General features: G+C 33.0%; 24 protein-coding genes. All 24 read right to left on the bottom strand.

The window, feature by feature from the left end:
• Positions 1 to 303: 303 nt before the first annotated feature.
• Entirely contained in the window at positions 304 to 924 is a 621-nt protein-coding gene (locus tag J2Z44_RS09815) for a nitroreductase family protein (protein ID WP_021282025.1), read from the bottom strand.
• Between the two features lie 98 nt (positions 925 to 1,022).
• Positions 1,023 to 1,730 carry a pirin family protein gene (locus tag J2Z44_RS09810; RefSeq protein ID WP_021282026.1) on the bottom strand — a complete coding sequence of 236 codons (708 nt, stop codon included), beginning with the start codon at positions 1,728 to 1,730 and terminating at the stop codon, positions 1,023 to 1,025.
• A 281-nt stretch (positions 1,731 to 2,011) separates the two neighbouring features.
• Positions 2,012 to 2,458 (bottom strand): MarR family winged helix-turn-helix transcriptional regulator, encoded by a 447-nt coding sequence (locus J2Z44_RS09805; RefSeq protein WP_021282027.1) that lies wholly within the window; start codon positions 2,456 to 2,458, stop codon positions 2,012 to 2,014.
• A 100-nt stretch (positions 2,459 to 2,558) separates the two neighbouring features.
• A complete protein-coding gene (locus J2Z44_RS09800) occupies positions 2,559 to 2,819 on the bottom strand; it encodes a TfoX/Sxy family protein (protein WP_021282028.1) in 261 nt (86 codons plus the stop codon).
• A 148-nt stretch (positions 2,820 to 2,967) separates the two neighbouring features.
• The gene (locus tag J2Z44_RS09795; protein WP_021282029.1) at positions 2,968 to 5,019 is read right to left on the bottom strand and encodes a methyl-accepting chemotaxis protein; all 2,052 of its coding nucleotides are present in this window, start codon (positions 5,017 to 5,019) and stop codon (positions 2,968 to 2,970) included.
• 544 nt (positions 5,020 to 5,563) lie between these two features.
• The gene (locus J2Z44_RS09790; RefSeq protein ID WP_021282030.1) at positions 5,564 to 7,615 is read right to left on the bottom strand and encodes a methyl-accepting chemotaxis protein; all 2,052 of its coding nucleotides are present in this window, start codon (positions 7,613 to 7,615) and stop codon (positions 5,564 to 5,566) included.
• A 111-nt stretch (positions 7,616 to 7,726) separates the two neighbouring features.
• On the bottom strand, positions 7,727 to 8,179 hold the full coding sequence (locus tag J2Z44_RS09785; protein WP_209649534.1) for a cupin domain-containing protein: 453 nt from the start codon (positions 8,177 to 8,179) through the stop codon (positions 7,727 to 7,729).
• A 100-nt stretch (positions 8,180 to 8,279) separates the two neighbouring features.
• A complete protein-coding gene (eutH, locus tag J2Z44_RS09780) occupies positions 8,280 to 9,362 on the bottom strand; it encodes an ethanolamine utilization protein EutH (RefSeq protein WP_021282032.1) in 1,083 nt (360 codons plus the stop codon).
• A 150-nt stretch (positions 9,363 to 9,512) separates the two neighbouring features.
• Positions 9,513 to 10,055, bottom strand: coding sequence for a BMC domain-containing protein (locus J2Z44_RS09775; protein ID WP_021282033.1), 543 nt, complete (start codon positions 10,053 to 10,055; stop codon positions 9,513 to 9,515).
• A 21-nt stretch (positions 10,056 to 10,076) separates the two neighbouring features.
• Positions 10,077 to 10,349 carry a EutN/CcmL family microcompartment protein gene (locus J2Z44_RS09770; RefSeq protein WP_021282034.1) on the bottom strand — a complete coding sequence of 91 codons (273 nt, stop codon included), beginning with the start codon at positions 10,347 to 10,349 and terminating at the stop codon, positions 10,077 to 10,079.
• Positions 10,350 to 10,377: 28 nt separating this feature from the next.
• Complete coding sequence (locus tag J2Z44_RS09765) at positions 10,378 to 11,097, bottom strand: hypothetical protein (RefSeq protein WP_021282035.1); 720 nt, start codon at positions 11,095 to 11,097, stop codon at positions 10,378 to 10,380.
• Between the two features lie 159 nt (positions 11,098 to 11,256).
• On the bottom strand, positions 11,257 to 11,889 hold the full coding sequence (eutD, locus tag J2Z44_RS09760) for an ethanolamine utilization phosphate acetyltransferase EutD (protein WP_205410109.1): 633 nt from the start codon (positions 11,887 to 11,889) through the stop codon (positions 11,257 to 11,259).
• A gap of 20 nt (positions 11,890 to 11,909) precedes the next feature.
• Entirely contained in the window at positions 11,910 to 12,662 is a 753-nt protein-coding gene (locus J2Z44_RS09755) for a hypothetical protein (protein ID WP_021282037.1), read from the bottom strand.
• A gap of 554 nt (positions 12,663 to 13,216) precedes the next feature.
• Positions 13,217 to 13,501: an ethanolamine utilization microcompartment protein EutM gene (gene eutM / locus J2Z44_RS09750; protein WP_021282038.1), complete on the bottom strand. Its 285-nt coding sequence runs from the start codon at positions 13,499 to 13,501 to the stop codon at positions 13,217 to 13,219.
• 187 nt (positions 13,502 to 13,688) lie between these two features.
• Positions 13,689 to 15,155: an acetaldehyde dehydrogenase (acetylating) gene (locus J2Z44_RS09745; protein WP_021282039.1), complete on the bottom strand. Its 1,467-nt coding sequence runs from the start codon at positions 15,153 to 15,155 to the stop codon at positions 13,689 to 13,691.
• A gap of 12 nt (positions 15,156 to 15,167) precedes the next feature.
• Positions 15,168 to 15,887 carry a BMC domain-containing protein gene (locus J2Z44_RS09740; RefSeq protein WP_209649533.1) on the bottom strand — a complete coding sequence of 240 codons (720 nt, stop codon included), beginning with the start codon at positions 15,885 to 15,887 and terminating at the stop codon, positions 15,168 to 15,170.
• A gap of 15 nt (positions 15,888 to 15,902) precedes the next feature.
• Positions 15,903 to 16,559: an ethanolamine utilization microcompartment protein EutL gene (gene eutL / locus J2Z44_RS09735; RefSeq protein WP_021282042.1), complete on the bottom strand. Its 657-nt coding sequence runs from the start codon at positions 16,557 to 16,559 to the stop codon at positions 15,903 to 15,905.
• A gap of 17 nt (positions 16,560 to 16,576) precedes the next feature.
• Complete coding sequence (eutC, locus tag J2Z44_RS09730; protein ID WP_021282043.1) at positions 16,577 to 17,458, bottom strand: ethanolamine ammonia-lyase subunit EutC; 882 nt, start codon at positions 17,456 to 17,458, stop codon at positions 16,577 to 16,579.
• 14 nt (positions 17,459 to 17,472) lie between these two features.
• Positions 17,473 to 18,840 carry an ethanolamine ammonia-lyase subunit EutB gene (locus J2Z44_RS09725; protein ID WP_021282044.1) on the bottom strand — a complete coding sequence of 456 codons (1,368 nt, stop codon included), beginning with the start codon at positions 18,838 to 18,840 and terminating at the stop codon, positions 17,473 to 17,475.
• Positions 18,841 to 18,862: 22 nt separating this feature from the next.
• Positions 18,863 to 20,296, bottom strand: a complete 1,434-nt coding sequence (eutA, locus tag J2Z44_RS09720; protein WP_031271011.1) for an ethanolamine ammonia-lyase reactivating factor EutA — start codon at positions 20,294 to 20,296, stop codon at positions 18,863 to 18,865.
• Between the two features lie 135 nt (positions 20,297 to 20,431).
• Positions 20,432 to 21,838, bottom strand: a complete 1,407-nt coding sequence (locus J2Z44_RS09715; RefSeq protein ID WP_021282046.1) for a sensor histidine kinase — start codon at positions 21,836 to 21,838, stop codon at positions 20,432 to 20,434.
• Positions 21,839 to 21,870: 32 nt separating this feature from the next.
• Positions 21,871 to 22,449 carry an ANTAR domain-containing response regulator gene (locus J2Z44_RS09710; RefSeq protein ID WP_021282047.1) on the bottom strand — a complete coding sequence of 193 codons (579 nt, stop codon included), beginning with the start codon at positions 22,447 to 22,449 and terminating at the stop codon, positions 21,871 to 21,873.
• 42 nt (positions 22,450 to 22,491) lie between these two features.
• A complete protein-coding gene (locus J2Z44_RS09705; protein WP_021282048.1) occupies positions 22,492 to 22,929 on the bottom strand; it encodes a EutP/PduV family microcompartment system protein in 438 nt (145 codons plus the stop codon).
• A 9-nt stretch (positions 22,930 to 22,938) separates the two neighbouring features.
• Positions 22,939 to 23,283, bottom strand: coding sequence for an ethanolamine utilization microcompartment protein EutS (gene eutS, locus J2Z44_RS09700; protein ID WP_021282049.1), 345 nt, complete (start codon positions 23,281 to 23,283; stop codon positions 22,939 to 22,941).
• Positions 23,284 to 23,428: the final 145 nt, after the last annotated feature.

Here is a 23,428-nt window from a genome sequence, read left to right as displayed (position 1 = left end):
CTTCCCATAATAATAACTCCTTTGATAAGTCTTAGAGTTATTATTGGGAAGATTAAGCTTGTTAATACTTTAAATTTCGGAGTGGTAAATCTATAGATTTACCACTCCTAAATTTAAAGTATTTTAGTTTTAAATCAGCATAAACACTTAATCTTATTTTAAGTTTTGAAGCGGTTTATCTATAGGAAACCAAAGTTAATACTTAACTTATACAATTATCTCTTTTGATCTACTTAGGACCTTTTGAAGATAGATTTATTCATCATTTGCTACAAAAGCCTATATATGAATATATTTGTAGAACTATAGAAATTTCACAAACTCAGCAGAAGGTTTTCTATAACCTCTTATTTTATTGCTGCTTTTATCCGTTTTACCCATTGTAATCATCAATACCGGAACTTCATTTTCCGGGATATTTAATAATTCACTAATTTTTTCTTTATCAAAATATATCATTGGGCATGTATCCCAGTTCTTATTTTTAGCTAATAACATAAACTGCATTGCTGATAAAGAAGCATTTCTTATGGCTTCATCATGTTGAAAACTCTCCCCCCAACCTTCATAAAGTCCATTAATAGTGTTAATCATTATTTCATACTCAATTTTATCCAACATTCCAAGCATCATTGAGCCCTCATATATTTTATTTGCTCCTTTATAAGCTTGCTTATCTCCTGTCACAATTATTGTTGCAGATGCAGTTTTAATCTTGTATTGTTTAAAAGACGCCTCATAAACCTTATCTACAATCGCTTTATCTTCTACAACATAGTATTTAGCATGTTGTAAGTTAAAGGCAGAGGGTGCTAAGGAAAGTTCCCTAAAAATATCATTAAAATCTTCTCTAGGTATCTGAATACTTTCTATAAATTTATCTGCTGATCGTCTTTCTCTAACAACTTTTAAAAACTCATTCATTTTTATTCTCCTATTTCAAAATTTTAGTAAGCTTTTATACAACTCATGCTTTATAGCTGTATCTCTTGAGTTCTATTATTAAATCTATTGTAATTTTTTTATTTTTCCTCACTTTTTTTCATTTCTATTATTATGAAATGTGAAAGTGTCTTAGCTCTAATTTTTATATTCTCTTCTATAATTTCCATAGCATCACTTCTACTTAAAGTTATACCATTTATAATCCCTTCTCCTTCTACTTGAACTAGATAACCTTGCCTTCCTTCTTTTACTTCATATTCTATTTCTCCATTCTCTTCTAACTCTAAAGCAGAGAAGTTTACGTCTTGATTTATCTTAATTGGAGCTTCTCCATCCTTACCAGAAACCATATGAAGCCACTTATTTTTTCTTTCTTCCCAGTGAAATCTGTATTCACCATAGTTTGGCTTGTAGTCCTTTTTATCAGGAAGTATCCAAATTTGAAGAAGCCTTGTTACATCTTCACCTAAGTTATGCTCACTATGATAAACTCCAGTGCCTGCACTCATATATTGAACATGACCACGATTTAAGGTGCTTTTATTTCCCATACTATCTCCATGAGTTAATGCACCTTGAACTACATAAGATATAATTTCCATATCCCTATGGGGATGAGTATCAAAACCTGTATGCGGATTAATCAAATCGTCATTTATAACTCTTAGCACTCCAAAGTTTATATTATTAGGATTATAATACTCTGCAAAGGAAAAGTGGAATATACTTTTTAACCATCCCAAATTGCTGGAGCCCATATTTTTACTTTCAATTTTTCTTATCATATTTTTCCCTCCTGTTCATAATTGTTACATAAACCTAAATTACTTACTTACTTGAACTTACAACCTTACCTTAATTCCTTAATGTTTTCTATAATGGGTTGTATTCATCATGAATAAAATTCGTCATTAATATAATTAATTTTTCCTCATATTAACCTATAATTGACCTGTAAAATACTCCGCCAATTTCAACTGCTGCGTCATTCAACTTATTAAGGTTCTATCTCTATTAAGTATATTACTAATTAGTAATATATTATTAAAAATTATGGTGTATTCTCCTATACACCTGATAATTTTTTTAATAAGCCTATAAGGCTTTGCTTTTCTTCACCTGTTAAGGTACTAAAAATATCATTAATATTTTCTATATGCTTAGGAAAGATATCCTCAATAATAGCCTTCCCCTTCTCAGTAATACTTATTAGGTTTACTCGCTTATCCTCTTCATCTTTGTACCTGATTACCAGTCCATCTTTAACTAAATTCTCAATAACCACCGTCATATTTCCACCAGTGGAAAGAGTTTTTTCTATTATATCTTGAATTTTCAAATCACCTTTATGGTATAACACTTCAAGAACTGAAAATTGTGAAACTGTTAATCCTCCCTCTTTGATAGTTTTATATTCTTGTCTATGAACATTATTTGTAGTTCTACTTAATGCGATTAAAGTTTTTAAATTTAAATCACTTAATTCTCCGTAAGTTATTTTTTTATTATCCATACTTAAAATATATTACTAATTAGTAATATTGTCAAGAGGTTTTTTTGTTTGTTTTAACAACCTATTTTTTATTTCCATACTTATGCTTATATAACGATAACTAAATTTCTTTCACAGAATTATAAAATTCTTTTAGCTGTACTTTCACTTCACTTGAAAGATTATGCCACCTAGTTTCTTGAATTGCACCTTCTAAAGCACATAACCTATTTATACAAGCTGAGCTATCTATAGCTCTAATATCTAACCAAGCTTGCTTACTTCCCACCTTTTTTAACGCCTCAATTGTATGAATTCCTACTTCTCCAAGTTGTGCTTCTAGCTTCTCTCCTATGTTGGGTAGTTTAGATAGTTCTCCCATGATTTTCTCCCCTTTCATCATCTACAATCTTCCATACTTACCTTTAATTATAGCCAAATTAAATGAAAAATAAAAGAACCATGTACCTTTGTACATGATTCTTCTAAGCTTTTATATACAATAAGAAGGGGAATTTCTTATTAGTAAACTAAACCTTAAACTGACCTATCATTTCATTAAGCTTCTGAGCTAAATTAGCTTGATTTTCCGCCGCCTTTGATATTTGCTCCATTCCATTAGCAGTTTCAGTAATACTACTTAAAATTTCACTAGTATTTTCTGAGGATGTCTGTGCAGTTAAGGCCATACTTTCAATAGCTTCTCCAATTTGATTCACTGTTGCAGTGATTTCCTCCGTCATTGCTGCAATATTTTCTGACATAGAACTTACAAAGGCTGCATCATCATTGTATCGCTGTCCTACTTGTACTAGAAGTTCATAGTCTTTAATTACATTTTCATTTATAAATCCGAGAACTCCAGAAGAGTTTTCAGATAAATTGTTAAAGGCAATTTGAACTTTATCAATAGTAGCTTTTATATTAATTACAGCACTTGCGGACTGCTCTGCTAGCTTTCTTACTTCTTCTGCAACTACAGCAAAGCCTTTGCCGCTTTCTCCTGCTCTAGCGGCTTCAATTGCTGCATTTAGTGCTAGTAAATTTGTTTGCTTAGATATATTAGCAATAGTTTCTGCCATTTCAACTATTTCACTAACTACTTTCACTTGTTCAATTGCTTTAACTATATTCTCTTCCTTCTCTTTATAAATAACATGTGCTTTAGCATTAGAGTCTTGTGCCCTAACACTAACTTTATTAGCCCTATTGCTGATTTCTTTAGATTCTAAACTTCCCTCTGTTGCCTTTCCTGAAAGCACTTGAATACTGGAATTTACTTCCTCTACAGATGCGGTTATTTCCTCCGCAGCAGCACTAGCTTCCTGAGAACTATTTAAAATTTCATTGGTAGAACTACTTATAGCGTTAATCCTTCCTGCCATTTCATCTACTGTTGCAGATAGTTCTTCACTGGTAGCACTCATGTCCTGAGAGTTTTCTGAAATCACCTTTATAATATTTTTTAAGTTATCACTCATTTTGTTTAGGTTTCCCGACATTTGTCCTAATTCATCTTGAGAGTTTATAACAAGGGTTTCAGTTAAATCTCCCTCAGCTATGGCCATTGCAAATTTATTTACCTTGCTGATATTTTTTGTAAGGTAAGTTGTGAACAATAAAACTGCAACTATAGCAAGTACTATTGTACCAATAGCTAAGGTTATAAGTTTATATAATAGTGAAGTTACTGGAGAGTATAATTCACTTTGAGGAATTGTAATCCCCATAGTCCAGCCTACTTCTGGTATATCAATGTAGTATACGTTATTTTTACCGTTTTCGTCAGTAAGTACATATTCACCCTTTTTCTTCTCTAACATATCTTTTCCTAAACTAGCTAAGCTTTCATTTTGCTCTTCAGTAATTTTCTTTATCATATTCTTCTTTTCATCTTTATCTGCAATATAAAGCCCAGTATCATCAATCAAAAAGGCTCTCCCACTGTTACCGACTTTTATATTTTTTATCATGTCTTGGATAGTTGAGATATTTATATCTGAGGTTACAACACCTATGAAGCTATTATTAGCATCATACATTGGACTTGTGCTGGTTATCATACTTATCTTAGTAACTGGATCCATATAGGCCTTAGACCAAAGAATATCATTTTTACTGCCTACAGCACTCTTATACCAAGGCTCCTGAAAATAATTATAACTTTCTGAGTTATATTCATCAGTATATTTTACTGTCCCGTTATCCTTATAAGCATAAAGTCCCTTAAACTTATCCTGTGGAGTAAATTTATAAGGTTCAAACCATATCCCTGCTCCTAAGGTTTCATCATTTGTAGCTGGCACTTTAACAAGTATATCTTGGTAATTCTTTTCTGGAAGTGCCCCTTGAGATGCTTCCACTACTTCAGCAAGAACTTCTGCAATTTGTCCATGTCTAAATAAATTTTTTCTTATGCCTTCAATATTTGCTGTAAGTTGATTTACCATTTTCGTTTTAATTTCCTCATTAATTATGGCCTTAGAGCTTAAGTAACTTATACTTGTTAAAGTCACCAAGGACAATAGGATAACTGGAAGTATAAAAGTTAAAGTTTTTATTTTGATACTCTTTAATTTCATGGCATTTCCCTCCTATTAATTCATATATCCAACTTAATTTAGATTAAGTTTTTACTCTTAATAAAATTTCTAGTTATGAGTTTAAAATAAAACCATAGCTATGTAACTAGTTTATATACTCATATTAAATCCTCATAACTTTATATTCGACCAAAATCGTCAACAGTTTACACCTTTTTATGAATATTTTTGTGTATTTTATTCATTTTTCACTTAACATAGTTTGCATATTAACTTTTGCTATTAATTATTTTTACATATTTTACATCATTGCATAACACACTACATCCCAAGGCTATTTTTCTTCCTTTCGACCACTATGCTATATTTCCAATATCCTCTAAGACTTTTTAAATCTGAAATGCTAATACCTTCAAAATACAAATTCAATTCATTGTATAAAAATTCAAACTCCAAAATTCTATTATGAATCTTAGAGTTTGAATTTAATTATTAAATCTAATTTTAGTGGTAAAAATATATTAATTCTAAAAGGTTACTCTTAAATTATAAATCCTAAAAAGAATTAGAAACCATTATAAATTTAGACTTTAAACTGACCTATCATTTCATTAAGCTTTTGAGCTAGATTAGCTTGATTTTCTGCTGCTTTTGATATTTGCTCCATACCATGGGAAGTTTCAGTGATACTACTTAAGATTTCACTAGTGTTTTCTGCAGATACTTGTGCTGTTTGAGCCATGCTTTCAATGGCTTCTCCAATTTGATTTACTGTGGCAGTTATTTCCTCGGACATAGCTGCAATATTTTCTGACATAGAGCTTACAAACTCTGCATCCTCATTATATCGTTTTCCAACTTTCACTAGGAGTTCATAATCCTTTATTACATTCTCATCAATAAAACTAAGTATACCAGAAGAATTCTCGCTAAGATTTTCAAAAGCCTCTTGAACCTTTCCAATGGTACCTTTTATATTTACTACAGCATTTGCTGATTGCTCTGCTAGCCTTCTTACTTCTTCAGCTACCACTGCAAAACCCTTTCCACTTTCCCCTGCTCTAGCAGCTTCAATTGCTGCATTTAATGCCAATAGATTAGTTTGTTTAGAAATATTAGCAATAGTTTCTGCCATTTCCACTATTTCACTTACTACTTTCACTTGTTCAATGGCACTAACTATGTTCTCTTCCTTATCTCTATAAATTGCTTGAGTTTCATCACTTGATTTTTCTGCCTTAATACTCACCTCATTGGCTCTATTACTAATTTCTTTGGCCTCTAAGCTTCCATCCACTGCCTTTCCCGAAAGTACATGAATGCTTGAATTTACCTCTTCTACAGAAGCAGTCACTTCCTGTGCAGCAGCACTTGCCTCTTGAGAACTGTTTAAAATTTCATTTGTGGACCTGCTTATAGCACTAATTCTTCCTGCCATTTCATCTACTGTTGCAGATAATTCTTCACTGGTAGCACTCATGTCCTGAGAATTCTCAGAAATCACCTTTATAATGCTTTTTAAGTTATCACTCATTTTGTTTAAGTTTACTGCCATTTGTCCTAATTCATCTTGAGATTTTATAACAAGGGTTTCAGTTAAATCGCCTTCAGCAATGGTCATAGCAAATTTATTCACTTTGCTGATATTTTTGGTTAGATAATTAGTAAATAGTAGTACTACTACTATAGATACAATTATTGTACTAATAGTTAATACTATTAGCTTAGATAACAGAGAATCCACTGGAGAGTATAACTCACTTTGCGGAATAGTAATTCCCATAGCCCACCCCACTTCAGGTATGTCAATGTAGTACACATTATTCTTACCATTCTCATCTGTAAGTACGTACTCTCCATTCTTCTTCTCTAGCATTTCCTTTCCTAAACTAGCTAGACTTTTGTTTTCTTCTTCAGTAATTTTCTTTATCATATTTTTCTTTTCATCTTTATCTGCAATATAAAGTCCAGTATTGTCAATTAAAAAGGCCCTTCCACTATTTCCGACCTTAATATTTTTTACCATCTCTTGAATAGTTGCTAGGCTAATATCTGAAGTAACTACCCCTAAAAAACTATTATTCTCATCCTGTATTGGGCTTGTGGACGTTATCATACTTATTTTAGTAACTGCATCTACATAAGGATTGGACCATTCAAGCTGATTTTTACTACCAACTCCAATTTTATACCAAGGTTCTTCAAAATAATTATGTTGTCCAGTACTATACTCGTCAGTGTATTTCACCTCACTGCCTTCCTTATAGGCATAAAGACCTTTAAACTGATTATTAGTACTAAACTTATATGGCTCAAACCAAATTCCTGCACCTAAGGTTTCTTCATTAGTTGCTGGAAGTTTTACTAATAGATTCTCATAATTTTTCTCAGGTAAAACTTTGTAGGATGCTTCCACCATTTCTGCTAAAGACTCTGTTATTTGTCCATGAATAAAGAGTTTCTTTTTTATCTCTTCAATATTAGAATTAAGTTGGTTAAACATCTTCCCTTTAATTTCATCATTTATTATAGCCTTAGAACTTAAGTAACTTATACCGGTCAAGGTTATTAGTGCTACTAAGATAACTGGAAGTATAAAGGCTAAAGTTTTCGTCTTAATACTTTTTAGTTTCATAATATTCTCCTCCTACTATTTCTACTAACGCACTAAAAAGAGGCAAGATTTCTCTTACCTCTTCTTAATAGTTTATCTAAGGTTGTCTAAGGTTGTTTGAGATTATTGATTTTATTCTAACTCAGCCCAGTTTGCTGGGTAAGTTACATACATAAATTTAGCATAGTTTGGAACAGTAAAATTAATTGAGGAGTTTTTAGGAATAAATATTATGTCACCTTTATGTCCTACTACTTTTCTTCCATCTATATCAATTTCTAAAGTTCCTTCTATTACATAGTCTACTTCATCATACTTTAAAGTCCATGCAAAGCTTGTTTCTTCCATTTCCATTATTCCACAACCAAGTCTTGGACTTTCTTCAAGAGTTAATACATCCTTTAAAAGAACCTTGTCCCCTTCTTTTCCTGTATCAAACTTCTCTGGCTTTACTGTACTTGTTTTTATAGCCATAATTCCACTTGGGTCAACTTGCTTTTCAAACTCTGGAGTAGTTTGTCCTATTTTTTCATTTATTATTTTTCTTATAATTTCTTCTATTAATTGTTCATTTATATTTTCCATTGTGACATCTCCTAAATTAAGATTATTTGTACTCAATTTATATTTGAATTTAGATATTGTACCTAAGTTTTTACTTTATTCTCCCATTGGTTTTAAACACTTAAGCTTTCTTTGCTTTTGGAGTAATTAAGCAAGCCACCGCAACTGCTGTAGCTCCTGCAACTAATTTACCTACTACCATAGCAGCAATCATTTCTTTATTAACTCCAGCTGCAAAACCTAAGTGATCACCAAATACAAAGGCAGCACTTACAGCAAAAGCTACGTTGATGATTTTTCCTCTTTCATCCATGTCTTTCATCATACCAAACATTGGAATGTTGTTTGCCAAAGTAGCTATCATTCCAGCTGCTGCAACTTCTCCTATACCTAAAAGAGAACCAAGTTTCATAAGAGGTTTTTGGAATACCTTTGTAATGAAGTGTACTAACGGGTAAGCACCAGCAAGAACTATAGCAATGCTTCCTACTACACTTATTCCCTCACTAATTGGAGCCATTCCAGGAATAACTACAAAACCTGTAAGAGTTTCTATTATTATAGCTGCAAGTCCAACAGTTATTACTGCTGTAACAAACTTACCAAAATAAGTAAAGCCTTTTATAATTTTTTCTGGTGCAAATTTTAATCCAAGAGCAATAAGCACTGCGAAAAGTATAATTGGAGTTAAGTTTTTTAGTACTAATAGTGCTGGTAATCCTGCTACCAATCCACCAACAAAAGATCCTAGTGGAATTGTAATCATACCAGCTAAAACTCCTTTAGCAAGGAATTTTTGATCTTCTTTTTCAATTATTCCAAGAGCTACTGGAATTGTAAATACTATAGTAGGTCCCATCATTGATCCTAAAATTAATCCTGCAAAAGGTGCAACACTTTGGTTTTCAGCAAGCTGTTGAGCTAACTGGTAACCACCCATGTCACAAGCAAGTAAGGTTGTTGCAAACATCGAAGGGTCTGCTCCAAGAGCTTTGTAAACTGGTACAACTATTGGTTTCAATACGTTAGCTAAAACTGGAGCAAAAGATATGATTCCAACCATGGCAATAGTTAAAGCACCCATAGCCATGATACCTTCTTCAAATTTTTCTCCATAACCAAATTTGTTACCAAGTATTTTGTCTACGGCACCTATTACCATGAATAGTACCATGATGTATATAATAATTTCATTTATACTCATTTTTCTATCCTCTTTTCTTTCTAAATTTATTACATATTCTAGATTTTTTCAGTGTGATGGGTTACTTCCCCCCTTGATTAAGTAAGGAAGTAAACCCTTTCACTGAGACAAATATATTTTACATATAAATTACTAGCTATATAAAATTCCCTATAAGTTATTAATAATGTCTTTACTAGGAGAAGGAATTATAGTTTTGTATATAACCTTTTTGGAGCTAATAGAGTTTTCAGCTATTTTAATAGCTTCTTCCACACTGCTCACAGAACCACTTATTACAAAATAGGATTTACCACCTATGCCATTGCCAAGAACAACTTTAATTAACCTAACTGAAGCTGACTTTAACGCTAAGTCTAATGCAATCATTGATGAAGTAACTGTGGCAGTCTCAAAGACTCCAATAGCTTCAGTACACTGAAAGGGTGCTCTTTTTCTTAAAGATGATATTAAATCCTCATGGGCATTAGAAATCACTGTACTTTCAACAATTTTTTCTTTATCTTTAACTACTACAGAGTTAACAGCTTCAGTGACATCTCCTATTTCTCCAGTAAGGATTATCATAAACTTTCCTGGACAAATATGCCTTAACATTAATATTTCAACTGTAGCAGCCTTAAGCATTTTATCTCCTGTTTCTATTCCCTTAGCTATACTGCTAAACTCCATAATCCCTAAAGATTTTAACATTGAATATCACCTGCGCTTTAATTAATCTTGTAATTCTAAAGAATCCACAATTCCAACTATGGTTGCATCCACAGGAACTTTTTTATTATCTCCTAAGTTAACTCTTGCTGAGCTTCCACCTACAATTAAAACTTGATCTCCAATTCCAGCACCAACACTATCTGCTGCAACAATTGCTTCTTCAGTCTTTCGGCCCTTATAATCTAATTTTCTTACCACTAAAAATTTCAAGCCATTTAGACCTTCATCTTTTCTAGTAGCCCATAAATTCCCTACAACTTCTCCTACTATCATAATTATAGACCTTACCTCTCGTGAATTATTATTGTTTTATAATTTGTACCTTTGAAACTCTTGCATAATCCATGGCTAAAGGTGTTACTATGGATTTTTTAGAAACCAAAACTTTATTTATTCCGTTTTTATAAATATTTCTTAGCTCCACTTCAGAAATTAGCTTCTTCTTCGTTAAATCCACAAACTCTACTTCATTAGTTTCTCTATAAGCTTTTTCTTCCATATTATCTTTTAATTTAGAAACTTTTTCTTCTACTTCGTATTTTGCACCATCAATTTCACTTAAAAGTTCCTTTAGTCCTACATAAACAACTCCATAGGACTTTAATTTTTCTTCATAGGTTTTGAATAAATTAAAGAATTGTTTATTAGCTGTTGTCCCAAAATTTTGGTATTCTAAACCTTTTTTCATTGCGAATACTTTTTTTCCTCTTAGAATAACATCAGTAAATACAGTTTCCTTTACAGAACCGCCTATGCCATTAGCTAAATTAGCTAACTCTTTAGGTGATATATTTTGAAGAACTATACCTTCATAACACTCTAAAGCTTCCATATTGTCTATGGAGTCTACAAGGTAGTTATTATCTCTTAGTGCTCCAGAAAGAACTGGGCATAAATCCTCAGCTTTCTCAAGGATTAACACCTTCTTTTTATCAGTGAAACACTCCTTACTACTTAACATTTCTTTTAGTCTTGCCATAACCTCCTTGGTTATAAGCTCTACTAATTCTTCTTTATTCATTTTATCTTCCCCTTTTACTTAGGAAATTAAATTTATAGAAAACTCACCAAAACTTAATGGCTTATCTCATATTTATTATAATACTTATAAATCACATTAAGCTTATTGCTACAGCCCTATAATTACAAAATTAAGGTCTATCCTGAGTATGTTTTATAGTTATTTCAGTATTACTGCTCTCATACCTTTAGAGAATCCACAAGCATTAGCTTCATCATAATCTAAATGTACTACAGTATTAAACTTATCACTAACTCTAACTGCCACATTAGTGAAGATTACTCCTCTATCCCCTGTTAGCTTAATGCTTACTTCATCATTGTTACTTACTCCATATTTTTTTGCATCTTCTGTAGTAATATGAATATGTCTTTTTGCAGCAATTACGCCCTTATCTAATTTTAGCACTGACTTGCTAGTGGCAAGGATTATAGAACCACTATTTTCTACATCTCCTGACATTTTAACTGGTGCCTTTACTCCTATAGATACAGCATCAGTCATTGATAATTCTACCTGAGTTTCTTCTCTTTCTGGTCCTAAAACTGAAACATTATGTAAAGTTCCCTTAGGACCTATCAGTGTAACTTTTTCTTCACATAGATACTGACCTGGTTGAGATAGCTCTCTTTTTTTAGTAAGCTCATAGCCCTTACCAAATAAAAGTTCCACTGCAGTCTTTGAAAGGTGAACATGTCTTCCTGAAGCCTCAACTAAAATTCCTTCATCTTCTGCTTCATTCTTTAATCTTCTTACAACTTCATCAACTATATAATTAAGATTCAACTCCATTTTGCTCATCCACTCATCTCCTATTTATACTTTCCAGCCATATACTTACACATCATAATATAAAAACAGCTGCTTAACCTATTTAGTGCTAAGGCTAAATCCATTCTAGTAGGCTCTCCTTCTCCATTTTTGAAAGCCTGATATGCTGAAATTTCTACTTCTCTACTTTGTGCTCTAAGTGCATTTAGAGCAACTACTACTGGTCCCATATCACAGCTTGGGAAAATAATATGGTCTGTGTTTAAATGTTTTTTAGGGTTGTGGGAGTAGGCTCTTAACTCGACATAATTTAACCCAATAAGAGATTTAATTGAAAACTCACTTTCCACAACTTCAGCTTCCAAGACTTTTCTTACATAAGAAAGTACTTCTTCCAGCTCTTTTACTACTTTCATTTCATTTAAGCTCTTACATTGAATTTGAACTTCTAATATTTTTGCTTGAAGACTGTCTACGTTTCCTCTAAAAATAATTCTTTTATGATCTTTAGCAACCAGTTTATTTTTATTAAGCTGAGTCATATGCTCAGGTTTCTTTTCAAAAACTCCTCCATTGATATGGATGTATTTTGGTATAAAACCCTTAGGCTCACTTTGAATATTCTGATTTTTTGCTTCTTTACTTTTTTCATCTTTATATATCAATTTAATATTCTTATCTTGTAGGTATTGTCTTGCTGAAGGAGTAATTATAACTCCCTTTTCAATTTCAAATTCTTTTATTTCTAAATTTTTAAGTTTTGCTCTTAAGGTGCTTTCTGTTAAAACACTCATTTCCTCACATCCTTTAAATAATGAACAAGTTCATAAAGATGTTATTTATAAAGATATGCAGGGTTTAGTGCTGTTTAATAGGTTAGTTACTAGGTTGGTTACATAGGTTGGATTTTTTAATTTAACCCTGCATATCTGAATTAACTTAATTCCTTGTAGTATAGTTTTCTAAGCTTAAAATGTCACTGCAACGTTTTGGAATCCCCCCTGTGTTACCAGGGGAGATTTAAAGGGAGGTTGCAAGTAAGTTCCCTTTAGACTTTTAAAGGCACATAAACTTTAAAAGCCAGAGTTAATTAATCTATCAATAAATTTTACTAGTTTAGCTTTATTTGTTTAATCAACTTTGGAAGGGGGCACTCTCACTCTAAGCTTATTAAAGTATTAAGAATGAGAGTGATATCCTTGGTAAGTGTGATTAAATGAATAAATTTGTTTTTTCAATCCCTTTATAAGTATTTTCAACTTTATTAAAATGTTTTTTCATACAACAATTATTTTCAGCTAAAAGCTATCACTTATAAAGGCGTAAAAATTATCCTTCTAAAATTTGATTAAAGATTAGCTTTTGGAAGAATAACTTCTACTTCACTGTGTGGTCTTGGAATTACGTGTACTGACACTAATTCTCCAACTCTTTCAGCAGCTGCTGCTCCTGCATCTGTAGCAGCCTTAACAGCTCCAACATCTCCTCTAACTAGTACTGTTACTAGTCCGCCACCAACTTGCTCTTTTCCTATTAATGTTACGTTTGCAGCTTTAACCATTGCGTCTGCTGCTTCAATTGCTCCTACTAATCCTTTAGTTTCGATCATTCCTAATGCGTTCATATTTGCCATTTTAATATCCTCCTAAAATTTCGTTTATTATTTTAATTTTATTTTTTATAGTGAACCAAGGCATGAACTAAACTTTTACCTGAACCTACCTTGGTTATTTATTGCTTAAAGCAACTTTTTTGTTATGAGTTTAAGATTATATATCATTGCGTGGATTAATGCTTAAATCTTACTATATTAGAAAATCTTATTTATTTAGTGCTGATAATTTCTCAACTACTTTGCTTATGATTAACTCTAAATATTCTTCATTAATGGTATTAACAGGTTCTTCCTGTTTTGTTCCCCTTAAATCTTCAAGCTCTCTAACTCCATAAGCCACTCTTTTTATGTTTAATAGATTAATTGGACCTACATTGTCAGAAGTTGAACTTCCACCAACAGCTCCACAGCCTAGGGTTAAGGCAGGTACTAGGTTTGTTGATCCACCTATACCTCCTAAAGCTCCTGGAGTATTTACAAGTAATCTTGAAACTGGAATTCTTAGTCCAAATTCTTTGATTACCTCTTTATTTTCACTATGAAGTACTAGAGTATGTCCCTTTCCTTCATTCATTAATATTTCTGTACAAAGGTTAATCCCTTCTTCTAAGTTATCTACAGTGTAGAAAGCTAGAATTGGAGTAAGCTTTTCTCTTGAGTAAGGATTATTTTTTCCTACTGTAGTTTGCTCAGAAATTAGAACTCTAGCTCCTGCTGGAACATTTAAGTTTGCCATGGATGCTAGTGCCTCAACACTTTTACCAACTATCTGTGGGTTCATGGTTCCATTAGCTCTTAAAATGAAGTTTCCAAGTTTTTTAGATTCTTCTTCATTTAAGAAGTAAGCACCTTGCTTTTTAAGTTCCTTTATAACCAATTCCTTCATTGATTTCTCAACTACTACTGATTGTTCTGAAGCACAAATTACTCCATTATCAAAGGTCTTACTGTCTAAGATTCTTTTAACAGCAAGCTCCACCTTTGCTGACTTATCTATAAAGGCCGGTCCATTTCCTGGTCCTACTCCAATGGCTGGAGTTCCAGAACTATAAGCAGCTTTTACCATTGCCTCTCCTCCAGTTGCAAGGATAAGTGCTGTATCTTTATGTTTCATTAATAAGTTTGTGCTTTCAAGAGACGGTATAGTAATACATCCAATTAACCCTTCTGGAGCCCCTGCTTTAACAGCTGCTTCAGTTAAAACTTTTGCAGTTTCAATAATGCAATTCTTAGCATTTGGGTGAGGAGAAACTACTATTCCATTTCCTGACTTTAACGCAATTAAAGTTTTATAAATTGTTGTAGAAGTTGGATTGGTTGAAGGAATTAATCCAGCTACTACTCCTACTGGAACAGCAACCTCGAAGAATTTCTTTTCTTCATCTTCTCTTATTATTCCAACAGTTTTCATGTCCTTTATATTTTCATAAACCACTTTGCTTGCAAAGGTGTTTTTAACTACTTTGTCTTCCCATCTACCAAAACCTGTTTCTTCCCAAGCCATTTTTGCAAGCTTAACAGCTTCTTTTTCTGCTGCCTTTGCAACTTCTTCAACAATCTTATCAACTTTCTCTTGGGTAAAAGTTTTATATATTTCTTGAGCATCTTTAGCCTTGGCGATAAGATTTCTAGTTTCTTGTATAGACATCAAATCTTTATCTAAAGTTATCATTTATCCTACCTCCTAGTTGCCCTTTAGTATGGCTTCAATCAGTTGTTCTTTCTTACTAAACTTAATTTGCTTCTTAGTTAAAGAAATATTTAGCTCTTCTCTAAGCTGTCTTGCTAAGGATCTAAGTTCTGTAACTTTCAAAGCTTCAAGTTCTTCTCTTTTCATGGATTTACTTAATTGCCTCTTTGTTATAACCTGATTTTTATCCTTTTCTAGGTTTTCACTTAAGTTTTCTTTCCCATCTTCTAAAGAGATTTCTTCTTCCTTAGTAGATTCAATTGTACTCTTGTCCTCTACTAAACTACTCTGCTCTAGGGTTGTTACATCAACCCTTGCACTATCATCTTCTTTAGCTTCTTTTATCTCTTGTTTTTCTTCAACTAAGGTGCTTTGTTTCTCTTCTGTTATATTCTTGTCTTCAAATATTTCAATAGTTTCTTTTTTTTCAAGTATGCTCCATACTCCCTCATCCGCTCTTGCAATAACATGGGTGTTTCTTAAGACTCCTAGCTTGTCTACTGCAATTGCAGCAGCTTCCACTGCAGCTTTAACAGAGCCTACTTCTCCAGTAATAAGTATGGTAACAATACCACCCTTTACGAATTCACAGCTAACAAGTTCAACACTTGCTGATTTAGCAGCTACATCTAATGCTTCAACAGCCCCAATAAACCCTGTGGTTTCAATTAATCCTAAGGTGGAATTTGACCTGGTTAATTTGGAATTAATCATAATCACTACCTAAGATTAGTAATCTGTAGGATTATCTGCTACAAATTTAACTGCTGCTGCAAAGGCATCACAAGCTGCTTTACAAGCCGATTGGCTTCCTGTTAATAAAGCTCCACCAAAGTTTGTTTCTGATGGTGGGCCAAAGAAAGCTTTAAGATCTACTGCTGCAGCCTTCATTGCTGCATCTAGAGCATACATAGCTTCAAGTGGTGGTGCAATTAAGTAAGCTAAAGCCTCTCCTTCTTCTATTCCAGCTGTTTTAGAAAGATAAGAACCTGTTCTTGATATACATTGTGCATAGTATGCTATGCTATCATCTTCATTGGCACTGTAGAAAGTAGCTACTCCACTCTCAATAAAATCTACTGCTGCATTAAGTCCACTTCTAACTTCTGCTGGGCTTGGTCCTGCAATGATTCCAATTACTTCTCCTGCAAGCTTTGTGTTTGCATTAGCAGCTCCACCATAAAGGGATCTTCCATACACTACTTCCACATCTGCTGCTTTTGTGGCTTCGTCTAATGCTGTATATGTAACGTCATCGCAATCAGCTGTGATTATTCCTATACTCTTGTGTTCTGGTTTTAATTCAAATTGTTTTGCCATATCAGCATTTACATTAGGAATTATTTTAACGCTTAATACTGATGGACGAAGTTGATCATTTTTCATTTTCTTTTCCCCCTAAATTATAGTTTTAAATCTAATCCGCTGGCTTTTTTCTCTAACATTAATTTAATAATATCTGCTATATAAGCACCTGCTTCAACAGAAGGTGTACCACCCTTGTGAATGTTTGATACCACAGTTCTTCTTGATTCTGGCATTCCAACAGTTCCTTTGTATGCAATGTAAGCACTCATACTTTCTGCAGTAACAAGACCTGGTCTTTCACCAATTAGTACGCAAGTTACATCTGCACCAATTTCTTCAGAAATTACATCCATTGCTCCAACTCTTCCTAGTTTCACAAAGAAAGGTGTTCCAACAGTGATACCATAACCTTCAAGCCCTTGAATTAAAGCTGGTAGAATATCCTTCACGTTAGCTTCAATAGCTTTTGAGCTTAAGCCGTCTGATACATAAATTTGAACTTGAGGTTTTTTCTTGAAGGAGCTTAGTTTAGCTAACTCTTCTTTTGATATTTGTCTTCCAAGGTCTGGTCTTGTTATAAACTCATCCTTAGAAGAACAATTAGTTTGTAGCGTTATTAAATTCATTTCCTTTAAAATATCTTCATTAACATCTGTAAATACAGAGTCCTGAGCTGATGCGTGGTCTGCTCTGAATCTTAGCATGGTTTCAGTTTTATATCTTGCTCCAGTTCTGCCAATACCAATTCTTGCTGGAGTGTGTTTTTTCATTTTTAAGTAACCTTCTCTATCTGTAGGATCTTCTACAAGAAGAGTTGTTTTTATGTCAACTTCAGTTATATCTGGAATCATTCCATTTAAATCAACTTCATAAGTTTCCTTTGTTGTGCTTTTTTCAGTAGCTGCTGCTCCTTGTTTTGTAGTCATTTCTACTAGAACTTGCTCAACTAATCTTTTTAATTCATTTTCTGAAAACATTTTTTTACCCCCTCTTACTTCTTAAGAAATATAGAACCGTCGCCTGCTTTTCCTGTTAGTCTTCCATTTTCCATGAAGCCCCACTTCTCAAGCCATGCTTCAAATTCAGCTATTGGTCTTTTGCCTAAAAGTTCTCTTAAGGCAGCAGTTTCGTGGAAGCCTGTACATTGATAGTTAAGCATTACATCGTCTCCATGAGGAATTCCCATAAAGTATGTGCATCCTGCAGTACCAAGTAATATTGCTAAGTTTTCTATATCATTTTGGTCTGCTTTCATGTGGTTTGTATAACACGCATCACAACCCATTGGAAGTCCTGTTAATTTACCCATGAAGTGGTCTTCAAGTCCTGCTCTTATAACCTGCTTATTGTCATATAAGTACTCTGGTCCTATAAATCCTACAACAGTATTTACTATGAAAGGTTGATACTTTTTAGCAAAGCCATAGCATCTTGCTTCCATTGTTACTTGGTCTGCTCCATAGTGAGCATCTGAAGATAACTCTGAACCTTGTCCAGTTTCAAAATACATTACGTTAGGACCTGCTGCAGTACCATGAGTTAAGGCAAGTTGTCTTGCTTCTTCAATTAAGTCTCCTGATATTCCAAAGGCTTCGTTTCCTTTTTGAGAACCTGCAATACTTTGGAATATTAAATCTGTTGGAGCACCTTGTCTAATTGCTTCCATTTGTGTAGTTACGTGAGCAAGTACACAGTTTTGAGTTGGTATTTCATATTTTTGTTTTATTTCTTCAAATTTCTTAAGTACCTTTGATACACTTCCAACAGTGTCATCTACTGGGTTTAATCCTATAACAGCATCACCTATTCCATAAGTTAAACCTTCTAATAATGATGCTAATATTCCATCTACATCATCTGTTGGATGATTTGGCTGTAATCTTGCAGATAATCTTCCTGGTTCTCCTATAGTTGTGTTAGCATGGGCTGTTACTTTTATTTTGCTAGCTCCGTAAACTAAGTCTAAGTTTGACATTAACTTAGCTACAGCTGCTATAACCTCACTAGTTAATCCTCTACTAATTCTTCTTATATCTGCTCCTGTAGTTTTTTCATTTAAAATCCACTCTCTTAGCTCAGATATAGTCCAGTTTTTAATTTCTCCATAGATTTTTTCATTAACAGCATCTTGGATAATTCTTGTAACTTCATCCATTTCATAAGGAACCACAGGATTATTTCTTACATCAGCCACAGTTAAGTTACTTAAAACCACTTTAGCTGCAACTCTTTCCTGAGCAGTAACTGCAGCTATACCTGCTAGTTTATCTCCTGATTTTTCCTCATTAGCTTTTGCTAGAACTTCTTTAACATCTTTAAATTGATACACTTTACCAAACAATTGTGTTTTTAGTATCACTTTGTTCACCCCTCTATTAAAATTATGAATTGAATACTAATGTTTTAATGACTACTGGAACTACCTTTCCATTTACAAGTGGACTACCAATGTCAATGTAGTCACCATTTTCAACCTTAATGCTGTCAATACAAACTACATTGCTGCTTTTATTTAGCTGTCTATGAATAGTTTGTCCTAAAACTTTTGCTATATCATTTTCAACAATAACAAACACTGGATAATTCCTTTGTAAAAGTTCAGTCATTCCATTTATTAAAGCTTTTGACAGGTTTTGAATATCAACAAAACTTGGACTCTTTGGTCCCTTTATTGCCACTGCCACCTGTTGACTTTCATTTTCTAAGTTAAACCACTTAAGTTTTTCTCTAAGACTTTCTTCTATTGAGTTAAAGCCCTTATCCTCATCCTCTGAGGAAAGCTTTAGTATAGGTAAATTCTTTATTGGAAATATATCTTCTGTGTAGGTTATGGTACTACCACTTATATCAGTGGTATGTGAGCCTGCACCTACAACAGTGGCTCTAATAGTTTCTTTGGCAGGTTTCAGTTTTAGCGTTTTAACTAAAGTTGATTTTGCAATTTCTTCTCCTAAAACTACTCCCATATCTCCATACTTAAAGGGGTCAGAGTAGTCACTTCCATAAATATAATCAGCTACTCCACCAGAAAAGGTTATATGTTCAATGGTATAGCCATCTTTGATACCCTTATTAGTTAAAAGCTTTTCATACATTGGAGTTCTTACCTTTAAACACACTGACTCTTCTAAAATTCCTACCATTGCCTTAGCAATTTTTCTTATTTTGTCTAAATCAGCAACTTGTCCTACATCAATTGCTACACCAATGCTTTCTGCCAGCTTTTTAATTTTAGGGTAGATATAATAAATTTTTTTACTTTGTAAATCTATTTTTATAAGCCTACCACCTATATCTAAACAGCCTGTATCTACTAACTCTCCATTTTTAAATAAAGCTAAGTTAGAAGTTCCACCGCCAATATCAATGTTTACCACATAGGCATTTTCTTCATCTGAAACCTTATCTGCTCCTGCACCTCTACCTGCAATAATAGATTCCAAATCAGGACCTGCTGTTGCTACCACGAAGTCTCCTGCAAAACCACTAAGATTTTGTAATACTTCATTGGCATTTTCTTTTCTAGCCGTATCCCCTGTAATTATCACTGCTCCAGTTTTAACATCTTTTACAGTAACTCCAGCCCTTTCATATTCTGCTGCTATGATTTCTCTTACCTTGTTTCCATCAATTTTTTTTTGATCTATTAAAGGTGTGAAGTGGATATTACTTCTATATATGATTTCTTTATCCACAATTTTAATTCTAGGTACCGTAAAGCTACTTGCTGTGTTTTCAATGGTTATATTGCTAAACACAAGTTGAGTTGTAGAAGTACCAATGTCAATTCCTACACTTAAAATTTTTTCTTGTATTTTTCTCACCCCTTTTTAGAGAAATATAAAAGCCCAGAATTTATATTTTTAAATAGCTACATTAAATATAACCATTTAAAAATATATACTCTGGGCTCCGTTGCCACCTAATAAACACGTCATTGTGCTTATATATTAATTTTTAAAATCAAAGATTACCTTTGTACCCTCTGAATTAGAATAAATATCTAAATTTCCTTCTAGCTTATCATGTATCAGGCTTCTTACAATCATAAGACCTAAACTATTTTTAGGAACTGTATCCACTTCAAAGCCATTACCATTATCTATAATAGAAATGGTGGAATACATATTTCCTTTTTCAATATTAATTATGATTTCTCCTTCACTTTTTTCCTTAAAGGCATGCTTTATAGAGTTTTGAAGAAGTTCATTGACTACTAGTGCGGTTGTGGTTGCTTTATCAGAACTTATTCTAAAGTCATCACCAGTAATCTTAATTGCTAAATCTATGTTATCCCTTTTTTCGAAGGTTACCATACTAGATTTTATTCTATTAATAACTTCTTTGATGTTTACCTCATCAATACCTTGCTTTGCAAGAATTTCATGGGTAGCTGCTATGCTTAATATTCTATTTATACTATCATTCATAGCATTTAAGAAAGCTTCATTATGAATTCTTCTAGACTGCAGTCTTAGAAGACTTGCAATGGTTTGAAGGTTATTCTTAACTCTATGGTGAATTTCTCTTATTACCACAGACTTATGAACTAATTCCTTCTCCTTTTCCTTCATATCAGTTATATCTCTTATGAGCACAACTAATTTTAAAGCTTTATTACTTTGAACTATATACTTTATCTGTAAGCACATCCCCCCTACTTCATGTTCGAAGGTGTCAATACAGTTATTTGAAATTATATCTTTAAAGCATCTGTTAGTTACAGAGAGATTTGCAAAGTTCATTCCAAGAATGTCCTCATTGTATCCTAACTTACTGTAAAGTAACTCTGCACCAGGATTCTTAAACTTTAAGATACCACTTTCATCAAAAATTAAGATAGCTTCATTAACATAATAAGCTATGTCACTTTCTTTTTCATATTTTCCTGCTATTTGTGTAGTTAACTCTTCATTAGCCTCAGCTAATATTTCTATTTTTCTGTCATTGCATAAGTCTTCTGTAACATCCTTTTCAATGATTAAAATACCAATAGTTTTATTTTCTTTGTTTCTAATAGGTTCCACACTTTGTTTCACCTTAATTTGCTCTTGGGTTATTCCTTTAATATTTCTTCCTGGCATTCCAATTTCAATAGCTCTGATAACTGCTGGTTCATTTTGCCTTATGGCAAGCTTTCCCACAACACTTTCCTTGTATAAGGAAGGTTTGTTTGATGGTTTTGCCTCAGCTACTACAATAGCAGCATCATTATGTGTAGTGGGACAATCAATAAAAACATCGCTTTCCGTTGAATCAGCAATGAACTGAATGGTTCTGGCTATATGCTGAATAATTTCTATATCTGTATCTTCTAAGTTTGTATGTTTTAAGCATAATTCTTTTATTTCATTCATTTCCTATCACATCGCCTTATATATTAGTAAAATTAAACCCCATCTTTGCTCATTATAATTATTTCTGAAATATCCTCCATAGTAACTCTTTTTTTCATGCTTAAATTCCTAATCATTGAGAAAGCTTCTTGCTCTGTGATTCCATGCTCAACCATTAAAATTCCTTTAGCCTTTTCAATTACTTTTCTAGCTTCAAGTTTTTTTTGAACATTTATCATGTTAGTTTTGATTTCTTTAATTTCTTTAGCTCTAGAAATTGCCACCTCTACTGCAGGTATTAGTGATTTATTATCCAAGGGTTTTACTAAATACCCAATAACCCCTGCTTCTTTTGCTTTTTCTACAAAGTTAGTGTCGCTGTATGCACTTAAAAGAATTATGCCATCAGCAAGCCCTTCTTGTATAATTATCTTCGAAGCATTTATACCATCTAATAATGGCATTTTAATGTCCATAATCACAATATTTGGAGAAAACTTTCTGCACATTTCTATAGCGTCAAAACCATCTGAAGCCTCGCCTACCACGTTGTAGCCTGCTTCTTCTAACATTTCTCTAATATCCATCCTTGTAATAGGTTCATCGTCGGCTATTACAATTTTTTTATTCATGTTCCCACCTCTTCTAGAAGTAATAAACCTTAAGTTACAAAGTTATTGTTCCCAATTTAAATATTTTTTTATATTATCAATTCCTAAATTTTCAGTTGTACTTATATTAAAAACTTCTTGTGCCCCTGCCTCTTTTAAATATCTTTTGGCCTCGAAAAGCTCCTTTTCCTGTTTACATAAGTCAATTTTACTTATTATACCGATTACAGGTTTTGCAAAAATACTTCCAAAGCCAGGTGGAAAAATACTCATATCCTTATTACAAGGTTGAATTAAAGCGATTACATCCACCTCTACAGAACTTGCAATAATTGCGTTGTAGTAATTTCTATTTTCAATGTACTCTCCTGGAGTATCTATTACTAGGTTACTAAATTCTAAAGCTTGAGTTTTTTTATACTCTATTCTTTCATTATTTAGTACCTGAGTAAGGCTTGTCTTACCACAACCAGTCTCACCAATTAGCATTATCTTTTTCATCCTGTCCTCCTAAGATCTTGTGATGTTTGCAGTAGTAAAGTTTAACACAGTTTCTAGCATATGAGCTACAGCCTTTAATGACGCCTCTACACTAGAAACATCACCTACTATTACTAAAGAACCACTAAACCTGTCTACAAAACCTATTTCTACATCTGCAGCTTTTGTAGCCACATCTGCTGCAATTATAGCTGCTTCACTAGGAGTTATGGTTAAAATTCCAATAGCTTCACTATATTCCTCGGATAATCCTAGCTTTTTGTAAATACTTTTGCTAGGATGGGCAATTAAGTGAGCTAGGGTAATTTGTTTTCCTGGAACATATTCTTGTATTACTCTTTGCTTATCTTCCAAAGTTAATCACTCCATTTAAACATAAAAAGCCCCTAAAATGCATTTCAGTGCAATTAGGAGCTCCGTTGCTCATAGTTTGTTTGTTCGCCGTTGAACAATTGTTAAAAATTTATGTCTTTATTATATAAAATTACATCAATGTTGT

The organism is Clostridium punense (assembly GCF_017874425.1).
In the GTDB taxonomy this organism is placed as follows: Bacteria; Bacillota; Clostridia; order Clostridiales; family Clostridiaceae; genus Clostridium_J; species Clostridium_J punense.
Note: the sequence above shows the minus strand (reverse complement) of the source record. Positions and strands in the feature narration are given on the sequence as shown.